Origin of the sequence: Terrabacter aerolatus (genome assembly GCF_007991735.1) — a bacterium.
Taxonomy (GTDB): domain Bacteria; phylum Actinomycetota; class Actinomycetes; order Actinomycetales; family Dermatophilaceae; genus Terrabacter; species Terrabacter aerolatus.
In genome coordinates, this window is the sequence record NZ_BJYX01000028.1 from 12329 (window position 1) to 28052 (window position 15724).

Sequence of the window (15724 nt, forward strand, 5' to 3'; positions counted from 1 at the left end):
CGGCTCCGTCAGTCCACGCGTCGCAGGTCGGGCCGGAGGCGCAGGACGACGAGCCCCTGGGCGACGCCGATCGCCGCGAGCACCGTCCAGACGACCGACAGGCCACCGGTGACGTCGCGCAGCAGCCCCATCGCGAGGGGGCCGATCGAGGCGATGCCGTAGGAGATGAGGAAGGCCATGCCGGTGAGCCGTCCGCTGGCCTCGGGCGTGCGGGCGTAGCGCACGAGCAGGACGAGCGCCAGGGAGAAGGCCGCGCCCTGCCCGAGCCCGGTGACGACCGCCCACACCCAGGGAGCGGCGAGCGGTGCGAGCCAGATGCCGAGCGACCCGGCGACCCCGAGCCCCGCTGCCGGCAGCAGGAGCCGGCGCATGTCGCTCGTGCGGTCGCTGAGGACGGGACCCAGGAGCCCGGAGACGATCTGCGCGCCGCTGAACGCCGCGGCGAGGTAGCCGGCCGACGCCCGGGACCAGCCGTGCTCGACGTACGTCGGCGCCAGCCACGTGACGGCGGAGTAGAAGCACCAGGACTGCAGCGCGAGGTAGGCGGCGACGAGCCATGCAGTGGGGTGGCGCCAGGGGAGCCGGCCGGGGCCCTCCTCGTCGGGGGTGTGGTGCGGGTTGGCTCGCACGGTGAACGGCGCCCAGGCCAGGGCGCCGACGAGCGCGACGACCGACCAGGAGCCGAGGGACGCCTGCCAGCTGCCGAGCCGGTCGGCGAGCGGGACGGCGATCGCCGAGCTGGCGGCCGCGCCGCCCATCATGGCGAGCATGTAGAGACCCGTGACGAGTCCGACGCGCTCGGGAGGGAAGTAGGTCTTGACGAGCCGGGGCAGGAGCGTGCCGGCGACGGCGATGCCGACCCCGCAGAGGAACGTTCCCGCGTAGAGCACCACGACGTGGTCGCCCGCGAAGCGGCTGGCGGTGCCGGCGAGGATGGCGAGGACCGCCCCGAGTACCGCGCCCGCAGCCCCGGTTCGGTGGGCGATGCGGCTGGCGACCGGCGCGAAGACGCCCATGCAGAGCACCGGCAGCGTCGTCAGGGCGCCGGCCGCAGCGTGGCTCAGGCCGAGGTCACCGGAGATCGTGTCGAGCAACGGAGGGATGCTCGTGATGGCGATCCGCAGGTTGGCGGCGACGGCCACGAGGGCGACGGCCATGACCCACACGGCCGGGAGGGGACGGATCGCTCGGGAACGGGTGCGCACCGTCAGAGACTAGATGTGTCGAGCACGAGGTCCGCGCGCTCCCTCGTGGCATCGGCCGTGAAGAGGGTCGCCTCCTGGTCGGCCCACCGCAGCCACTGCGGCCGGTAGGCCTCCCCGTCGCGCTCGATGCCGCGGCGCATCCGCAGCGCGACGTCCGCGTCGACGAACACGGACACCGCGGCATACGCCCCGGCCGGCTGCACGCTGGAACCGCACCCCTCCACGACGAGGAAGCGGCAGGCCGGCACCTCGCGCGTGCCGGCCCACTCCTCCCGCACCCAGCTCCAGACGCGGTAGGCCGCGCGATCTCCCCGCGCGAGCGGCTCGAGCACCTCCGTCGTGAGCAGGCCCGGCGCCTCGGCCAGGCCGTCCCAGCCCGGGTAGAGGTGGTCCATGTGCACGACAGCGGTCGCAGCCGTCGCGGACAGGGCGAGCTGCACGCCGCTCGCGAGCGTCGTCTTGCCGGCACCGCTCGGGCCGTCGAGGGCCACGACGACGACGTCGCCGCACCGGGGCACCGCCGACAGGGCGAGCGACACGACGGCGCGGACGTGCTCCTCGCGCGGCGCCCGCGTCACCTCGTCCCACATGGGCGCGACACTACCCACCCGGGGCCCTCGTGCGGCCTGCCCTAGATTTGTCGTATGCCGGTCGCCACGAGAGTCATCGCCTGCCTGGACGTCGACGCGGGCCGGGTCGTCAAGGGCGTCAACTTCGAGAACCTCCGCGACGCCGGTGACCCCGTCGAGCTCGCCGAGCTCTACGACGCGCAGGGCGTCGACGAGCTGACCTTCCTCGACGTGACGGCGAGCAGCGGCGACCGGGAGACCACCTACGACGTCGTGCGCCGCACCGCCGAGCAGGTCTTCATCCCGCTCACGGTCGGTGGCGGGGTGCGCACCGTCGACGACGTCGACCGTCTGCTGCGCGCAGGGGCCGACAAGGTCGGCGTCAACACCGCGGCGATCGCCCGGCCGGAGCTCATCGCCGAGATCGCGAGTCGCTTCGGGGCGCAGGTGCTCGTCCTGTCGGCCGACGTCCGCCGCCGCCTCGGCGACGACGGGCGGCCGACCGACGACTTCGTCATGACGACGCACGGCGGTCGCACCCCGGTCGACCTCGATGCGATCGAGTGGTGCGCCCGCGCCGCCGAGCTCGGCGCCGGCGAGATCCTCCTCAACTCGATGGACGCCGACGGCACGAAGGACGGGTTCGACCTCGAGCTCATCCGCCGGGTGCGGGCCGCCGTGTCGGTCCCGGTCATCGCGAGCGGGGGAGCGGGTCGGGTCGAGCACTTCGCCCCGGCCGTCGAGGCGGGCGCCGACGCGGTGCTCGCGGCGAGCGTCTTCCACTTCCGCGAGCTCACGGTCGGACAGGTCAAGGACGCCCTGCGCGCGGCAGGCGTCACGGTCCGCTGAGCCCTCCGGGCCGGCTCAGCTGATCCCGAGCTCGGCCTGCTGCAGCGCCGCGATGTCGTCGGCGTCGCCCTCGAGCTCGACCCGTGCGACGTCCTTGCGGCCGTAGGCATAGAGCACGAGCTCGGCCGGGGTGCCACGGAGCACGACCGCGCCGTGCTCGTCCGGCAGCTTGGCGGCGTGCCGGCCCTGGCCCTCGCCGATGAGCACGATACCGGTGGCGGACTTGCGGAACATCAGCCGCGACGAGCGCTTGAGCGCCGACCAGAGCTTGCCCTGCAGCGCCGGGGCGAGGTCGCGCGGCTCCCAGTGCAGCTGCGCCCGACGCACGTCCTCGAGGTGCACGAAGTACTCGACGAGGTTGGTCAGCTCGTCGACCCTGGGGTGCGACATGGGGTTCCACGCGGGGGCGCCCTGCCGCACCCGCGCGACGAGCGCGGCGTAGTCGCCGAGCGCCATGCGCCGCCGCTCGCGCTCGAGTCGGCCGGCGAGGAAGGGCAGGACGGCCCCGACGGCGAGGTCGGGGCGCCCCTCGCGGATGACGAGGTGAGCCGCGAGGTCGCGGGTGTCCCAGCCCTCGCACAGGGTCGGCTGGTCGGGCCCGAGCCGGTCGAGCTCGTCGCAGAGCTGGAGGCGTTCGGACTGGGCGTGGCGGGTCATGGCCCCATCCTCTCAGCACGGGCGACCGTCCGAATCCAGTGGCCCTGACGGCCCTGCGCTGCCTAGGTGTACTCGGTCAGGACGTTGGTGACACGTAGGCGTTGACGACGAGGAGAACCTCCGGGTGAGGTGAGGAGTGTCTACGTCCCGCACCGCCCGGAGGTTCTCGTGTCCCACGCTAACGCCCGTCTGAACATCCATGGCCGCCGACTGCTCGTGGACCGGGTCCGCCGCCAAGGGTGGCCGGTCGCGCACGCCGCGAAGGCGATGGGCATCTCCCGGCAGTGCGCGCACCGGTGGGTGGCCCGGTTCGACGCCGAGGGCGAGGCCGGGCTGGCCGACCGGTCCTCACGGCCGCACACCAGCCCCGCCCGCACGCCGGCCTCGGTCGAGGCCGCGCTCATCGCGGCCCGGGTCAGGCATCGCCGCGGGCAGGACTGGCTCGGGCCCGAGCTCGGCCTGGCGCCGCGGACCGCGGGGCGGGTCCTGCGCCGACACCGGACGCCCTACCTGCGCGACTGTGACCCGCTCACCGGCGAGGTGATCCGCTCGAGCAAGGCCACCGCGGTCCGCTACGAACGCGACCGTCCCGGGGAGCTGGTCCACGTCGACGTCAAGAAGATCGGACGGATCCCGGACGGCGGCGGGTGGAAGGCCCGCGGCCGCGCCGCGACCCAGGCCGCGAAACGCAAACGACCCCGGATCGGCTACGACTTCGTCCACTCGATGGTCGATGATCACAGCCGCCTCGCCTACAGCGAGATCCACCCGGACGAGACCGCCACGACCTGCGCCGCGTTCCTGACCCGAGCCATCGCCTACTTCGCCGAGCACGGCATCACCCGCATCGAGCGGGTCATGACCGACAACGCGTTCGCCTACCGCCACGGACGAGCCTTCCGTGAGGTCGTGGCCGCGACCGGCGGCCGGCAGAAGTTCATCAAGCCCCACTGCCCTTGGCAGAACGGGAAGGTCGAACGGTTCAACCGCACCCTGGCCAGCGAGTGGGCCTACCGGCAGGTGTTCACCAGCAACAACGAACGCACCACAGCCCTTGCACCCTGGCTTGAGCACTACAACACTCGACGACGCCACACCGCACTCGACGGGCACCCGCCAGCCAGCCGGCTGTCACCAACGTCCTGACCGGATACACCTAGGGTCAGGGCGTGATCGAGCTCGTGCGCCCCACCGTCGACCTGTCCGGCTCGTGGTGGGAGATGGTCGACGACTTCGCCGGCGCGACCATCCACGGTTCCGGCTACCGACCGAGCGACCGCGACGTCCTGCGGGACCCGGCGGCCTTCGAGGAGTGGGTCGACTGGCTCGGCCGGATGGAGCGGTCCGACGAGGCCCTCCCCGTCGGGCGGGTGCCGTCCTCGAACCGGTGGATCGTCCGCGACGGCCGTGTCGTCGGCACGGTCGCGGTGCGTCACGCCCTCACCCCGTCCCTCCTCGCCGAGGGCGGTCACATCGGGTATGCCGTCGCGCCGGGTGCGCGCCGCCAGGGGGTCGCCCGCGCGGCGCTCGGCCAGGCGCTGCGCCTTGCGGCGGCTCGCGGCATCGATCCCGTCCTCGTCACGTGCGACGTGGACAACACCGCGTCCGCGAGGACGATCACGTCGTGCGGCGGCGTGCTCGAGGACGAGCGGGACGGGGTGCTGCGCCACTGGATCCGGACCGGCGCACCGGCGGAGCCGATCGGCCCGGGACCCGTCGAGGGCCGCGAGGCCCGGCTCGTCCCCATCACGGCGGAGGAGGCCGCGGCGATGAGGGCCGGGGAGTCCCGACCCGGCTGGGCCGAGGGCTACCCCCGCGAGGACGACCTCGACGCGATCGGGATGATGACCTCCGCGCCGGACGCCTGGTCGCCGCGACACGTCGTCCGCCGCTCCGACGGGCTCGCCGTCGGGTCGATCGGCTGCTTCGGGCCGCCTCAGGACGGCGTCGTCGAGGTCGGTTACGGCCTCGTGCCGGCCGCTCGGGGCGGCGGCCTCATGACCGACGTGCTGTCGGCGATGGTGCGCTCGCTCGAGGCGTCCGGGCTCCGCGTCGTGGCCCACACCGAGCCCGACAACCTCGCGAGCCACCGGGTCCTGGCGCGCCTCGGCTTCCGGCGGGTCGAGGAGCCCGGAGCGGACGCCCGTGCCGAGTGGTTCTGGGCCAGTGGTGCTGCTGCCGACGGTGTCGGCGAGCCGTGAGAGGCTGGGGGGTCGTCCGGAGAGCACGCCAGCACGCAGACCACCAGGGGAGCAGCACACCGTGAACGTCCCGCCCACCTCGACCCTTCGGGAGGGTCTCGCCGTCATCGGCCGGGGCATCAAGGGCCAACCCCGTTGGTTCGCCCTCGCCGTGCTCGGCAGCGTCGTCTACGGCGTCATGACGAGCCTGACCGCCGCGGCCATCGGCTACGTCGTCAAGCAGGCGGTCGCCCCGGCGATCGCGGCCCGTCACGTCACCGCGGCTCAGCTGTGGTTCATCGGCGGCGTCATGGCCGCCGTCGTCCTGACGACCATCGTCGGGGTCATCGGACGCCGCGTCGCCGGTGGCGTCGCGATGTACAACCTCGTTGCGATGTACCGCCGGCGGGTCACCCGGCAGTACCTCCGCCTGCCGCTCAGCTGGCACCACCGCCACCCGTCCGGCCAGCTGCTCTCCAACGCCAACGCCGACGTCGAGGCGACGTGGAACATCTTCGCGCCGCTGCCGATGGCTCTCGGCGTCGTCGTCATGCTCGTCTTCGGCATCATCCAGATGGTCGTCGTCGACCCCTGGCTCGCGCTCGTCGGCCTCACGGTCTTCCCGATGCTCTTCCTCGCCAACGTCGCCTTCCAGCGCGCCATGTCCCCGCGCGTCACGCGCGCCCAGCAGCTGCGCGCCGACGTCTCCGAGGTCGCGCACGAGAGCTTCGAAGCCGCCCTCATCGTCAAGTCGCTCGGCCGTGAGGACCACGAGGCCGACCGCTTCCGTGCGGTCACGCACGAGCTGCGCGACGCCAACATCGAGGTCGGCCGCACCCGCGGACGGTTCGACCCCGCCATCGAGGCCATCCCGACGGTCGGGACGCTGGCGGTCCTCTTCGTCGGGACCCTGCGCGTGAGCAGCGGGCTGCTCACCGCTGCCGAGGTCGTCCAGATCGCCTACCTCTTCTCCATCCTCGCCTTCCCGGTCCGCGCCCTCGGCTGGGTCCTCGCCGAGCTGCCACGCGCCGTCGTGGGCTGGAGCCGCGTGTCGGCCGTGCTCGACGCGACGGGCAGCATGACCTACGGCGAGCGCGCCCTGCCGTCGGGCCGGGCCAGCCACCTGCAGACCGAGCGCCTCGCGTACGCCTACGGGATCCAGTCCGAGGCCGGTGAGGCCGACCGCAACCCCGCGGTCGTCGACGTCAGCCTCGACGTCGCCCCCGGTGCCACGGTCGCGCTCGTCGGACCCACCGGCAGCGGCAAGTCGACCCTGACCAACCTCGTCATGCGTCTCGTGGACCCCGACAGCGGTGCCGTCCTCGTCGACGGCATCGACCTGCGCGAGGTGCGCCGCGGCGGCATCAGCGAGGTGGCGGCCCTCGTCGCGCAGCAGACGTTCATGTTCGACGACAGCGTCCGGGGCAACATCACGCTCGGTGCCGCGCACGACGACGACAGCGTCTGGCAGGCGCTGCACGTGGCGCAGGCCACGACCTTCGTCGAGAAGCTGCCTGACGGCCTCGACACCCACGTCGGCGAACGCGGAGCCAGCCTCTCCGGTGGGCAACGGCAACGGATCGCCCTGGCCCGCGCGGTGATCCGCCAGCCGCAGCTGCTCATCCTCGACGACGCCACCTCGGCCGTCGACCCGAGCGTCGAGCAGGCCATCCTCGCGCGGCTGCGCGAGGCGAGCTCGGGGACCACGGTCCTCGTCGTCGCCTACCGCATGGCCACGATCCTGCTCGCCGACGAGGTCGTCTACATGGAGGCCGGCCACGTCGTGGACCACGGCTCCCACGAGCAGCTCCTCGGCCGGTGCGTGGGCTACGAACGGCTCGTCACGGCATACGCCCGCGAAGCCGCCGAGCGAGAGGCGATCGCCGCCGACGAGGAGGTCTCCCGATGAGCATGCGGTCCCAGGTCCTCGTCGAGCACCACGGTGTCGCGACGGGCAGGGAGATGACGACGTGGCAGACGCTGCGTCGTGGTGTCGAGCTCTCACCCGAGCTGCGCAAGGGCATCTGGGTCACGGTGCTCCTCGCCGTGCTCTCGACGCTCGGGCGGGTGCTCGTGCCGTTCGTCGTGCAGCGGATCACCGACGACGGGATCCTTGCCGCAGGCGGTCCCGACACGGCGGTCGTGGCCCGCTACATCGGGATCGCCCTCGTCGGCGTCGTCGTCACGGCGTTCTCGGCCTACTTCGTCAACATCCGGCTCTTCCGCTCGTCGGAGAACGGCCTGGCGACCCTGCGTCTCAAGGCTTTCCGCCACATCCACGACCTCGCCATGCTGACGCAGAACACCGAGCGTCGTGGGTCGCTGGTCTCGCGCGTGACCTCCGACGTCGACACGATCTCGATGTTCGTGCAGTTCGGCGGGCTCATGCTGCTCATCAACATCGCGCAGATCTCGCTCGCGACGGTGCTCATGGTCGTCTACAGCCCGCTGCTCGCGCTCGTCGTGTGGCTCTGCTTCGTGCCGCTCTTCGTCATCATCCGCAAGTTCCAGGGCATCGTCGGTCGCGCCTACACGCAGGTGCGCGAGCGCGTCGGCGACATGCTGGGCGCCATCTCCGAGGCCGTCGTCGGGGCCCAGGCGATCCGGGCCTACGGGGTCGAGGACCGCACGGCCGAGCGCATCGACGCCGCCGTGGAGGCCCATCGCAAGGCGGCCAACGGGGCCCAGGCGCGCTCGGTCGTCGCCTTCACGTCGGGCCAGCTCGTCTCGGGGCTCACCACCGCGGTGGTCCTCGTCGTCGGCACGATCCTCGCCGCCCGCGGGAGCCTGACCCTCGGCGAGCTGCTCGCGTTCCTCTTCCTCGTCAACCTCTTCACGCAGCCGGTGCAGCAGGCCACGGAGATCCTCAACGAGATGCAGAACGCCGTCGCCGGCTGGCGTCGCGTCATCGGCATCATCGACACCCCGGCCGACGTGTCCGACCCGGGCGAGTCCGGTGTGACGCTGCCGCGTGGCCCGATCACCGTGCAGTTCGACGGGGTCGGGTTCGCCTATCCCGGAGGCGCGCCGGTGCTCCACGACATCGACCTGACGATCGCGCCCCGCAGCCGCGTGGCCATCGTCGGCGAGACCGGGTCCGGCAAGTCGACCCTGGCGAAGCTGCTCACCAGGCTCATGGACTCGAGCAGCGGGCAGGTGCTGCTCGACGGCGTCGACCTGCGCACCATCCGGTTCTCCTCGCTCCGCTCGCGCGTCGTGCTCGTGCCGCAGGAGGGCTTCCTCTTCGACGGCACGCTGCTCGACAACATCCGCTTCGGACGGCCCGAGGCGAGCGATGACGACGTCCGTCTCACCCTCACCGAGCTGGGCCTCGACGCGTGGGTCGCCACGCTGCCGCTCGGGCTCGGCACCGACGTCGGCCAGCGCGGCGAGTCGCTCTCCGCGGGGGAGCGGCAGCTCGTCGCCCTGGCCCGCGCCTACCTGGCCGACCCCGACCTGCTCGTCCTCGACGAGGCCACCTCGGCCGTCGACCCCAGCACCGAGGTGCGCCTGCAGCGGGCGCTCGACTCGCTCACCCGGGGCCGCACGTCCATCGCCATCGCGCACCGGCTGTCCACGGCGCAGGCGGCCGACGAGGTGATCGTCGTCGACGCGGGCCGCATCGTCGAGCGAGGCCACCACTCCGAGCTCGTCCGTCTCGGCGGCGTCTACTCGAAGCTGCACGAGTCGTGGGTCGCCCAGCAGCAGGCCGTCTGACGTCCGACTCGGTCGCCCCGGCCCCGGCCCCGGCGGCCGGCGGCCGCGGCGGCCGAGCCGGGCCGGTGTGATCCCGGGTCGCCGCCCGGCAGAATGTCCGGGTGACCGACGCCAACGACCAGGTGCCCGACCCGACGACCCTCGACCCGCAGATCGCCGCGCTGCTCAAGCGCGACGACCAGGGCCTCGTCGCGGCCGTCGTGCAGCAGCACGACAGCGGTGACGTCCTCATGGTCGGGTGGATGGACGACGAGGCGCTGCGCCGCACCCTGACCGAGGGGCGGGTCACGTTCTGGTCGCGCAGCCGCCAGGAGTACTGGCGCAAGGGCGACACGAGCGGGCACGCGCAGTGGGTCAAGGCCGTGCGTCTCGACTGCGACGGCGACGCCCTGCTCGTGAGCGTCGACCAGGTCGGGGCCGCCTGCCACACGGGGGACCGCACCTGCTTCGACGCCCGCGTGCTGCCCGCCACGGTCGGCGAGCCCGTCTCCGCGGACTGAGCGCCCGGGCCCGACGACGGCGGGGCACGACGGACGGGAATGCGGAATTGGAGGAAGGCACAACCGCGGTCGGCGTCCCGCCGGGACACCGGCACCCGACCTTTACCTGAACCCACCCAAATCGGACATTTCCTATTCCCTGTCGGACACGTCACCGGCGCTACGTTCCTCCCCGCGCGGATCCCCGCGCGATGGATGACGCACCCCGGAGGACCGCTCGTGCACCGACCCCGTCTTGCCGCGCTACTGCTCATCGGCGCCGCCCTCGCGGCGCCCGCCACCCTCATCACCCCCACCCCCGCGGTCGCCGCCGTGGCCGACGCGCCGCACTGCTCGACGTCCGGCACGTGGCGCCAGGGCGAGCTCAACGTCTACTGGTTCGACGTCGAGCAGGGCGACTCCCAGCTCGTCGTCGGCCCGACCGGCAAGACGCTGCTCATCGACCTCGGCGAGACCGCCTGGAACTCGACGGGATCGAGCACCGAGGCCACGTCCGTGGCCGCCCAGATCCGCAGCATCTGCGGTGTCGCCTCGGGACCTGTCCACCTCGACTACGTCATGGCCTCCCACCACCACCTCGACCACATCGGCTACCCCGGCAATCCCAACGACGCGCCGACGGCATACGGCAACGGCCTCTACCAGCTGCTGACCCCACCCGCGGTCGGAGGGCTGGGCTTCACCGTCGGACAGGTCCTCGACCACGACGGCGGCATCTGGACCGACAGCAACGGCGACAAGGACTGCGACGTGGGCACGACGGCCGCCCCCAGCACCGAGACCGCCTGGCACAACGTCGGCACGACCTCCCAGACGTCCAAGCGGTGGATCTGCTGGCTCTACGGTCCGAGCGGCCAGGCCGACCGGGCCGACATCGACGGCAAGGTGCTGCGGGTGACCAACACGGCGGCCTGGCCCACGCTGGACCTCGGCACCGGGGTCACGTCGGCGGTCGTGGAGGCCAACGGCAAGGACGTCAAGGAGGCCGACGGGGTCACGCCGGTCAGTGGTGACCACAGCGCCGACGCGCTCCCGCCCAGCGAGAACGACTACTCCATCGGGCTGCGCACCACCTTCGGCCCCTTCGTCTACGGCACGGCCGGCGACAGCGACGGCGAGTACGCGACGAGTGCCAACAGCTACACGTACAACAACATCGAGGCCCTGCTCAGCACGAAGATGGGCGCCCTCAACGCCCTCCGGGCCAACCACCACGGCTCGGGCCACTCCTCGTCCGACGCCTACCTCAACGCCACGAGGCCGCAGGTCGGGTTCATCTCCTGCGGGGCCAACTCCTTCGGCCACCCGGGCAACCGCACGCTCAACGCCTTCCGCGCCGTCGGGGCCGACATCTTCCTGGCCAACGACCCGTGCGACACGACCGACCCGAGCGGCGCACCCATCGACTACACGGGCACCTTCAACCACAACGGCACGGTCCACCTCGCGACGACCGGGGCCGGTGCAGGCTTCACCGTCGACTACGACGGCGGGACGAAGACGTACGCCACGAGAACCGCCGGCAGCGGCGGCGGCTCGACCGGCGACCCCTCCAAGGTCGAGGTCAACGAGTTCCTCATGGCCCCCTCGGGCACGGGGACGGAATGGGTCGAGCTCTACAACCCCACGACGAGCCCCGTCGACATCGGCGGCTACTACGTCGACGACGTCGCCGGTGGTGGCGGCGCACCCAAGGCGGTCCCTGCCGGGACCACGATCCCCGCGGGTGGTCGGTGGGTGATGGACGTCGGTACGGGCTACCTCAACAACACCGGCTCGGAGTCGGTGCGGTTCCTCAAGATCGCCGGTGGCGTCGAGACCGTGTACGACTCGTACACCTACTCGCTCGGGTCGACGCAGTACGACAAGGTCTTCCACCGGACGTCCGACGGCGGGGCCTGGTGCTCCACGATCTCGGCGAACGTCACCAAGGGCACCGCCAACCCCGCCACGTGCCCATGAGGCGCCGACTGGCCACGGGCCTCGCCGGGGTGCTGCTCGTGGTGGGCGGCGGCCTCGCCGTGACGACCGCCTCGGCGTCCGGCGGCGTGGGCGCCGTTCCCGCCCCAGGCAGCGACGCGGCAGGCACCCCCGCCCCGCCGCGACCGGTCGCCGTCGTCCGGCCACCGGCACCGGGGCCGGTCGTGCTCGTCAGCGGGCGGGACGACCACGGCGAGCTGGCCTCGGCCGTCGTCGCCGTGCACCCCGAGGCCGGCAGCGCGACCGTGACCGGGGACGTCCCGGACGGCACGCTGGCGCGCGTGGTGGCGATCCAGGGCACGTGGCTGCAGGTCAGGACCCTGGAGGGCCCGCCCGTGCAGGGGTGGGTGGACGACTTCTACCTTCGGAGGGAGATCCACCTGGTCGGTGCCCCGCCCGGTTGCCGGTCGGCGCTGGACGGCCACTCCCTCCCGGCCGGACAGCAGGCCGTCGTCCTGGACGTCAAGGCGCGGCAGGTCCGGGTGCAGGTCGTCGGCGGGGAGACCACGGGGTGGGCCCCCCGTGCCGCCGTGCACGAGCTCGCCCCCACCGAAGGCTGCGGCTCGAGCACGGCATCCGCCACCCACACGGGTGGACACCACCACTGACGACCCTCGTCGACCCACCGGACGCCGTCGGGACACCGTCCCGGCGGCGTCCGGTGGGTGAGGTGCAGGACAGCGGCTGCGACGCGTGCGCCAGAATGGGCCGGTGCCCGACTCGAACACCTCGCTCGCCGCCGCGCCCGCGCCACACGCCGACCTCGCGTGGGGCCGCACGTGGCCGAGCCTCGAGGTCTTCACCGAGCTCGCGCTCGAGCACCGTCGCGTCATCCCGGTCGTACGCCGCGTGCTGGCCGACGCGGAGACCCCCGTGGGCGTCTACCGAAAGCTCGCCAAGGACGCGCCCGGCACCTTCCTGCTCGAGTCCGCCGAGCACGGGGGAGTGTGGTCGCGCTACTCGATCGTCGGCGCCCGCAGCGCGGCGACGCTGACGGAGAAGGACGGCCACGCCCACTGGATCGGCGACCCCCCGGTGGGGCTGCCGACCGGCGGCGACCCGACGGTCGCCGTGCGTGACACCGTCGCCGCCCTCGCGACGCCCCGCACACCCGGACTCCCGCCCCTGACCGGCGGCCTCGTCGGGGCCATCACCTACGACGCCGTGCGCCGCTGGGAGAGCGTGCCCGACAGCGGGCGCGACGAGCTCGACCTCCCCGAGGTGGCGATGATGCTCGCCACCGACCTCGCCGTCTTCGACCACAGCGACGGCTCCCTGCTGCTCATCGCCAACGCCGTCAACCACGACGCCACCGACGAGCGCATCGAGGACGCCTGGGCCGATGCCGTGAGCCGGCTCGACCGGATGACCGACGAGCTCGCGGCCCCGGCCCCGAGCACCGTCGCCACGATCGAGCCGATCGAGAGCCAACCGACGAGCAGCCACACCCAGCCGGAGTTCGAGGAGATGGTCGAGGAGGCCAAGGAGGCGATCCGGGCCGGCGAGGCCTTCCAGATCGTCGTCAGCCAGCGCTTCACGGTGCCCTGCCGGGCCGACGCCCTCGACGTCTACCGCGCACTCCGGGTCAGCAACCCGAGCCCCTACATGTACCTCCTGCGCCTGCCGCACCCCGACGGCACCGCCTACGACATCGTCGGGTCGAGCCCCGAGGCCCTCATCAAGGTGACGGGGCGCCAGGCCATCACCCACCCGATCGCCGGATCGCGACCGCGCGGCAAGAGCCCCGACCACGACGCCCACCTCGCCGAGGAGCTGCTGGGCGACGCCAAGGAGCGGGCCGAGCACCTCATGCTCGTCGACCTGGCGCGCAACGACCTCCAGCGCATCTGCCGCGCCGGCACCGTCGACACCGTCGACTTCATGTCGATCCGGCGCTACAGCCACATCATGCACATCGAGTCGACGGTCGTCGGTGACCTCCGCGACGACCGGAGCGCCTACGACGCCCTCGTCGCGACCTTTCCCGCCGGCACGCTGAGCGGCGCCCCCAAGCCGCGCGCCATGGCGCTCATCGACGGCTACGAGGGCCTGCGCCGCGGCCTCTACGGCGGCGTCGTCGGCTACCTCGACTTCGCGGGCGACCTCGACATGGCCATCGCGATCCGCACGGCCCTGCTCAAGGACGGCCTGGCCCACGTCCAGGCGGGCGCCGGCATCGTCGCCGACTCCGTGCCGCACCTGGAGTACGAGGAGACGGTCAACAAGGCCGCAGCCGCCCTGCGGGCCGTCGCCGCGGCCGCCGGCCTGCGACCGCTGGGGGAGCACCGCGCATGACGTCGACCGTGCCGACCCGTCCCTCCCGCGTCCTCGACAAGAAGCGCGCGGCCCTCGTCGTCCTCGTGCCGGCCGCCCTGCTGCTCGGCCTCACGACGCGCCCGTGGGCGAGCGGGGAGTCCCGCGACGTCCTCAGCCAGGCGTTCACCGAGGTGACCGGTGGCGCTGCGGCGCCGGGAGTGGTCGGGCTCCTCGCCGTCTGCGCCGTCGCACTGCTCGGGCTCATGACCGGTGGACGGGTCATCCGCGCCGTCTCGGCCGCCGTCATCGTGCTGGCCTCGCTCGGCGCGCTGGCCATGACGCTGCTCGTCGCGCTGCGGCCGGTCGCCACCGTGGCCGAGGCCGTGGCCCGGCAGCTGGCCCGCACCACCGCACCCGCGGCCACCGGCTCGAGCACCGTGTGGGTGTGGCTGGCGGTGGTCGCCGCCGCGCTCCTCGCCGTCGGTGCGGTGCTGACGGCCGTCTCGAGCCGCTCCTGGGCCGGTCTCTCCGGACGCTACGAACGCGGGGACAAGCCGGCGGGCGGACCCCGGGGACAGGTGCGCACCCCGTGGGACGAGCTGTCCGAGGGGCGGGACCCGACCCTGCGCGACGCCCCCGAGGAGACCTGACAGAATGGACGCCGTCGGCCCGCACGGGCGTGGTGCCGATCGGACGAGAGAGGACGCCATGGAAGAGCAGCACGAGGACCACGGTCACAGCACCGCGGCCTGGACCGGGGTCGGGATCATCCTGCTCGGCACCGCCATCGCATCGGTCGCGGTCGTCGTCCCCAGCCTGGTGCTCGGCATCATCGGCGCCGTCGTCATCGTCGCGGGCATCGTCGCGGGCAAGCTCCTGTCGATGGCCGGCTACGGCAGCGACGGGCACCACGCGCAGGGTGGCTCCATCGTCGACGCCCCCGACGAGCTGGGCGTCGAGACCATCGGCAAGAGCTGAGCGCGGTGGCGACGGTTCTCGACGGGATCATCAGCGGCGTCCGCGAGGATCTCGGACGCCGTCGTGCCGCCCTGCCGCCGGCCGAGCTCGAGGACCGGCTCGGCTCCGTGGCGGCCGCCCTGGACCCGATGCCGGGCATCCGATCCGCCGACGGCGTCGCCGTCATCGCGGAGGTCAAGCGGTCGAGCCCGAGCAAGGGCGCGCTCGCCGACATCCCCGAGCCCGGGCTGCTGGCGAGGTCGTATGCCGCCGGCGGCGCGAGCGTCATCAGCGTCCTCACCGAGGAGCGTCGCTTCTCAGGCAGCCTCGCTGACCTCGACGAGGTGCGTGCAGCCGTCCGGACTCCCTTGCTGCGCAAGGACTTCATGGTCGACGCCTACCAGGTCACCGAGGCCCGCGCGCACGGCGCGGACCTCATCCTGCTCATCGTCGCAGCCCTGGACGACGTCCTGCTGCGCGACCTGCACGACCAGGCGCGCGACCTCGGCATGACGGCGCTCATCGAGGTGCACGACGCGGCCGAGCTCGACCGGGCCCTCGCGCTCGACCCCGTCCTCGTCGGCGTCAACGCCCGCAACCTCAAGACCCTCGAGGTCGACCCCGGTACCGTCACCGCCCTGCTGCCACGCGTCCCTGCCGGCGTCGTGGGCGTCGCCGAGTCCGGCGTCAGCGGGCCGGCCGACGTGGCCGACTACGTCCGCGCCGGAGCCGGCGCGGTCCTCGTCGGGGAGGCCCTCGTCAAGGACGGCGCCCCCGAGGCCGCGATCCGCGGCTTCATCGACGCCGCGAACGCCGCCCGGGCCACGCTCCGGGCCGGCGCGGCAGGAGAGTGA

General features: G+C 72.9%; 15 protein-coding genes. 12 read left to right on the top strand and 3 right to left on the bottom strand.

What is annotated here, in order from left to right:
• Positions 1-8: 8 nt before the first annotated feature.
• Together TAE01_RS18060 and TAE01_RS18065 are read right to left on the bottom strand one after the other, a co-directional pair.
• Entirely contained in the window at positions 9-1205 is a 1197-nt protein-coding gene (locus TAE01_RS18060) for an MFS transporter (RefSeq protein WP_246111442.1), read from the bottom strand.
• A 2-nt stretch (positions 1206-1207) separates the two neighbouring features.
• Positions 1208-1795, bottom strand: coding sequence for a nucleoside/nucleotide kinase family protein (locus TAE01_RS18065; protein ID WP_147068208.1), 588 nt, complete (start codon positions 1793-1795; stop codon positions 1208-1210).
• A 54-nt stretch (positions 1796-1849) separates the two neighbouring features.
• Here TAE01_RS18065 and hisF point away from each other — a divergent pair, with 54 nt between their 5' ends.
• Positions 1850-2623: an imidazole glycerol phosphate synthase subunit HisF gene (hisF, locus tag TAE01_RS18070; RefSeq protein ID WP_147068209.1), complete on the top strand. Its 774-nt coding sequence runs from the start codon at positions 1850-1852 to the stop codon at positions 2621-2623.
• 15 nt (positions 2624-2638) lie between these two features.
• Here hisF and TAE01_RS18075 read toward each other — a convergent pair whose 3' ends face one another.
• A complete protein-coding gene (locus TAE01_RS18075; protein WP_147068210.1) occupies positions 2639-3280 on the bottom strand; it encodes a TIGR03085 family metal-binding protein in 642 nt (213 codons plus the stop codon).
• Between the two features lie 168 nt (positions 3281-3448).
• Here TAE01_RS18075 and TAE01_RS18080 point away from each other — a divergent pair, with 168 nt between their 5' ends.
• The 11 genes from TAE01_RS18080 (at position 3449) to trpC (ending at position 15724) form a co-directional block, all read left to right on the top strand.
• Positions 3449-4426: an IS481 family transposase gene (locus TAE01_RS18080; protein ID WP_147068211.1), complete on the top strand. Its 978-nt coding sequence runs from the start codon at positions 3449-3451 to the stop codon at positions 4424-4426.
• A 23-nt stretch (positions 4427-4449) separates the two neighbouring features.
• Positions 4450-5481 (top strand): GNAT family N-acetyltransferase, encoded by a 1032-nt coding sequence (locus TAE01_RS18085; RefSeq protein ID WP_147068212.1) that lies wholly within the window; start codon positions 4450-4452, stop codon positions 5479-5481.
• A gap of 61 nt (positions 5482-5542) precedes the next feature.
• Entirely contained in the window at positions 5543-7369 is a 1827-nt protein-coding gene (locus TAE01_RS18090) for an ABC transporter ATP-binding protein (RefSeq protein WP_147068213.1), read from the top strand.
• Entirely contained in the window at positions 7366-9177 is a 1812-nt protein-coding gene (locus tag TAE01_RS18095) for an ABC transporter ATP-binding protein (protein WP_147068214.1), read from the top strand. The genes TAE01_RS18090 and TAE01_RS18095 overlap by 4 nt, the downstream gene beginning before the upstream one ends.
• Positions 9178-9278: 101 nt before the next feature.
• Entirely contained in the window at positions 9279-9677 is a 399-nt protein-coding gene (gene hisI, locus TAE01_RS18100) for a phosphoribosyl-AMP cyclohydrolase (RefSeq protein ID WP_246111443.1), read from the top strand.
• A gap of 219 nt (positions 9678-9896) precedes the next feature.
• The gene (locus TAE01_RS18105; protein WP_147068215.1) at positions 9897-11639 is read left to right on the top strand and encodes a lamin tail domain-containing protein; all 1743 of its coding nucleotides are present in this window, start codon (positions 9897-9899) and stop codon (positions 11637-11639) included.
• Positions 11636-12265: an SH3 domain-containing protein gene (locus TAE01_RS18110; RefSeq protein WP_147068216.1), complete on the top strand. Its 630-nt coding sequence runs from the start codon at positions 11636-11638 to the stop codon at positions 12263-12265. The genes TAE01_RS18105 and TAE01_RS18110 overlap by 4 nt, the downstream gene beginning before the upstream one ends.
• 103 nt (positions 12266-12368) lie before the next feature.
• Positions 12369-13952 carry an anthranilate synthase component I gene (locus TAE01_RS18115; protein WP_147068217.1) on the top strand — a complete coding sequence of 528 codons (1584 nt, stop codon included), beginning with the start codon at positions 12369-12371 and terminating at the stop codon, positions 13950-13952.
• Positions 13949-14563: a Trp biosynthesis-associated membrane protein gene (locus tag TAE01_RS18120; RefSeq protein ID WP_147068218.1), complete on the top strand. Its 615-nt coding sequence runs from the start codon at positions 13949-13951 to the stop codon at positions 14561-14563. Before TAE01_RS18115 ends, TAE01_RS18120 begins: the two co-directional genes overlap by 4 nt.
• 58 nt (positions 14564-14621) lie before the next feature.
• A complete protein-coding gene (locus TAE01_RS18125) occupies positions 14622-14891 on the top strand; it encodes an HGxxPAAW family protein (protein ID WP_246111444.1) in 270 nt (89 codons plus the stop codon).
• A 5-nt stretch (positions 14892-14896) separates the two neighbouring features.
• The gene (gene trpC, locus TAE01_RS18130; RefSeq protein ID WP_147068220.1) at positions 14897-15724 is read left to right on the top strand and encodes an indole-3-glycerol phosphate synthase TrpC; all 828 of its coding nucleotides are present in this window, start codon (positions 14897-14899) and stop codon (positions 15722-15724) included.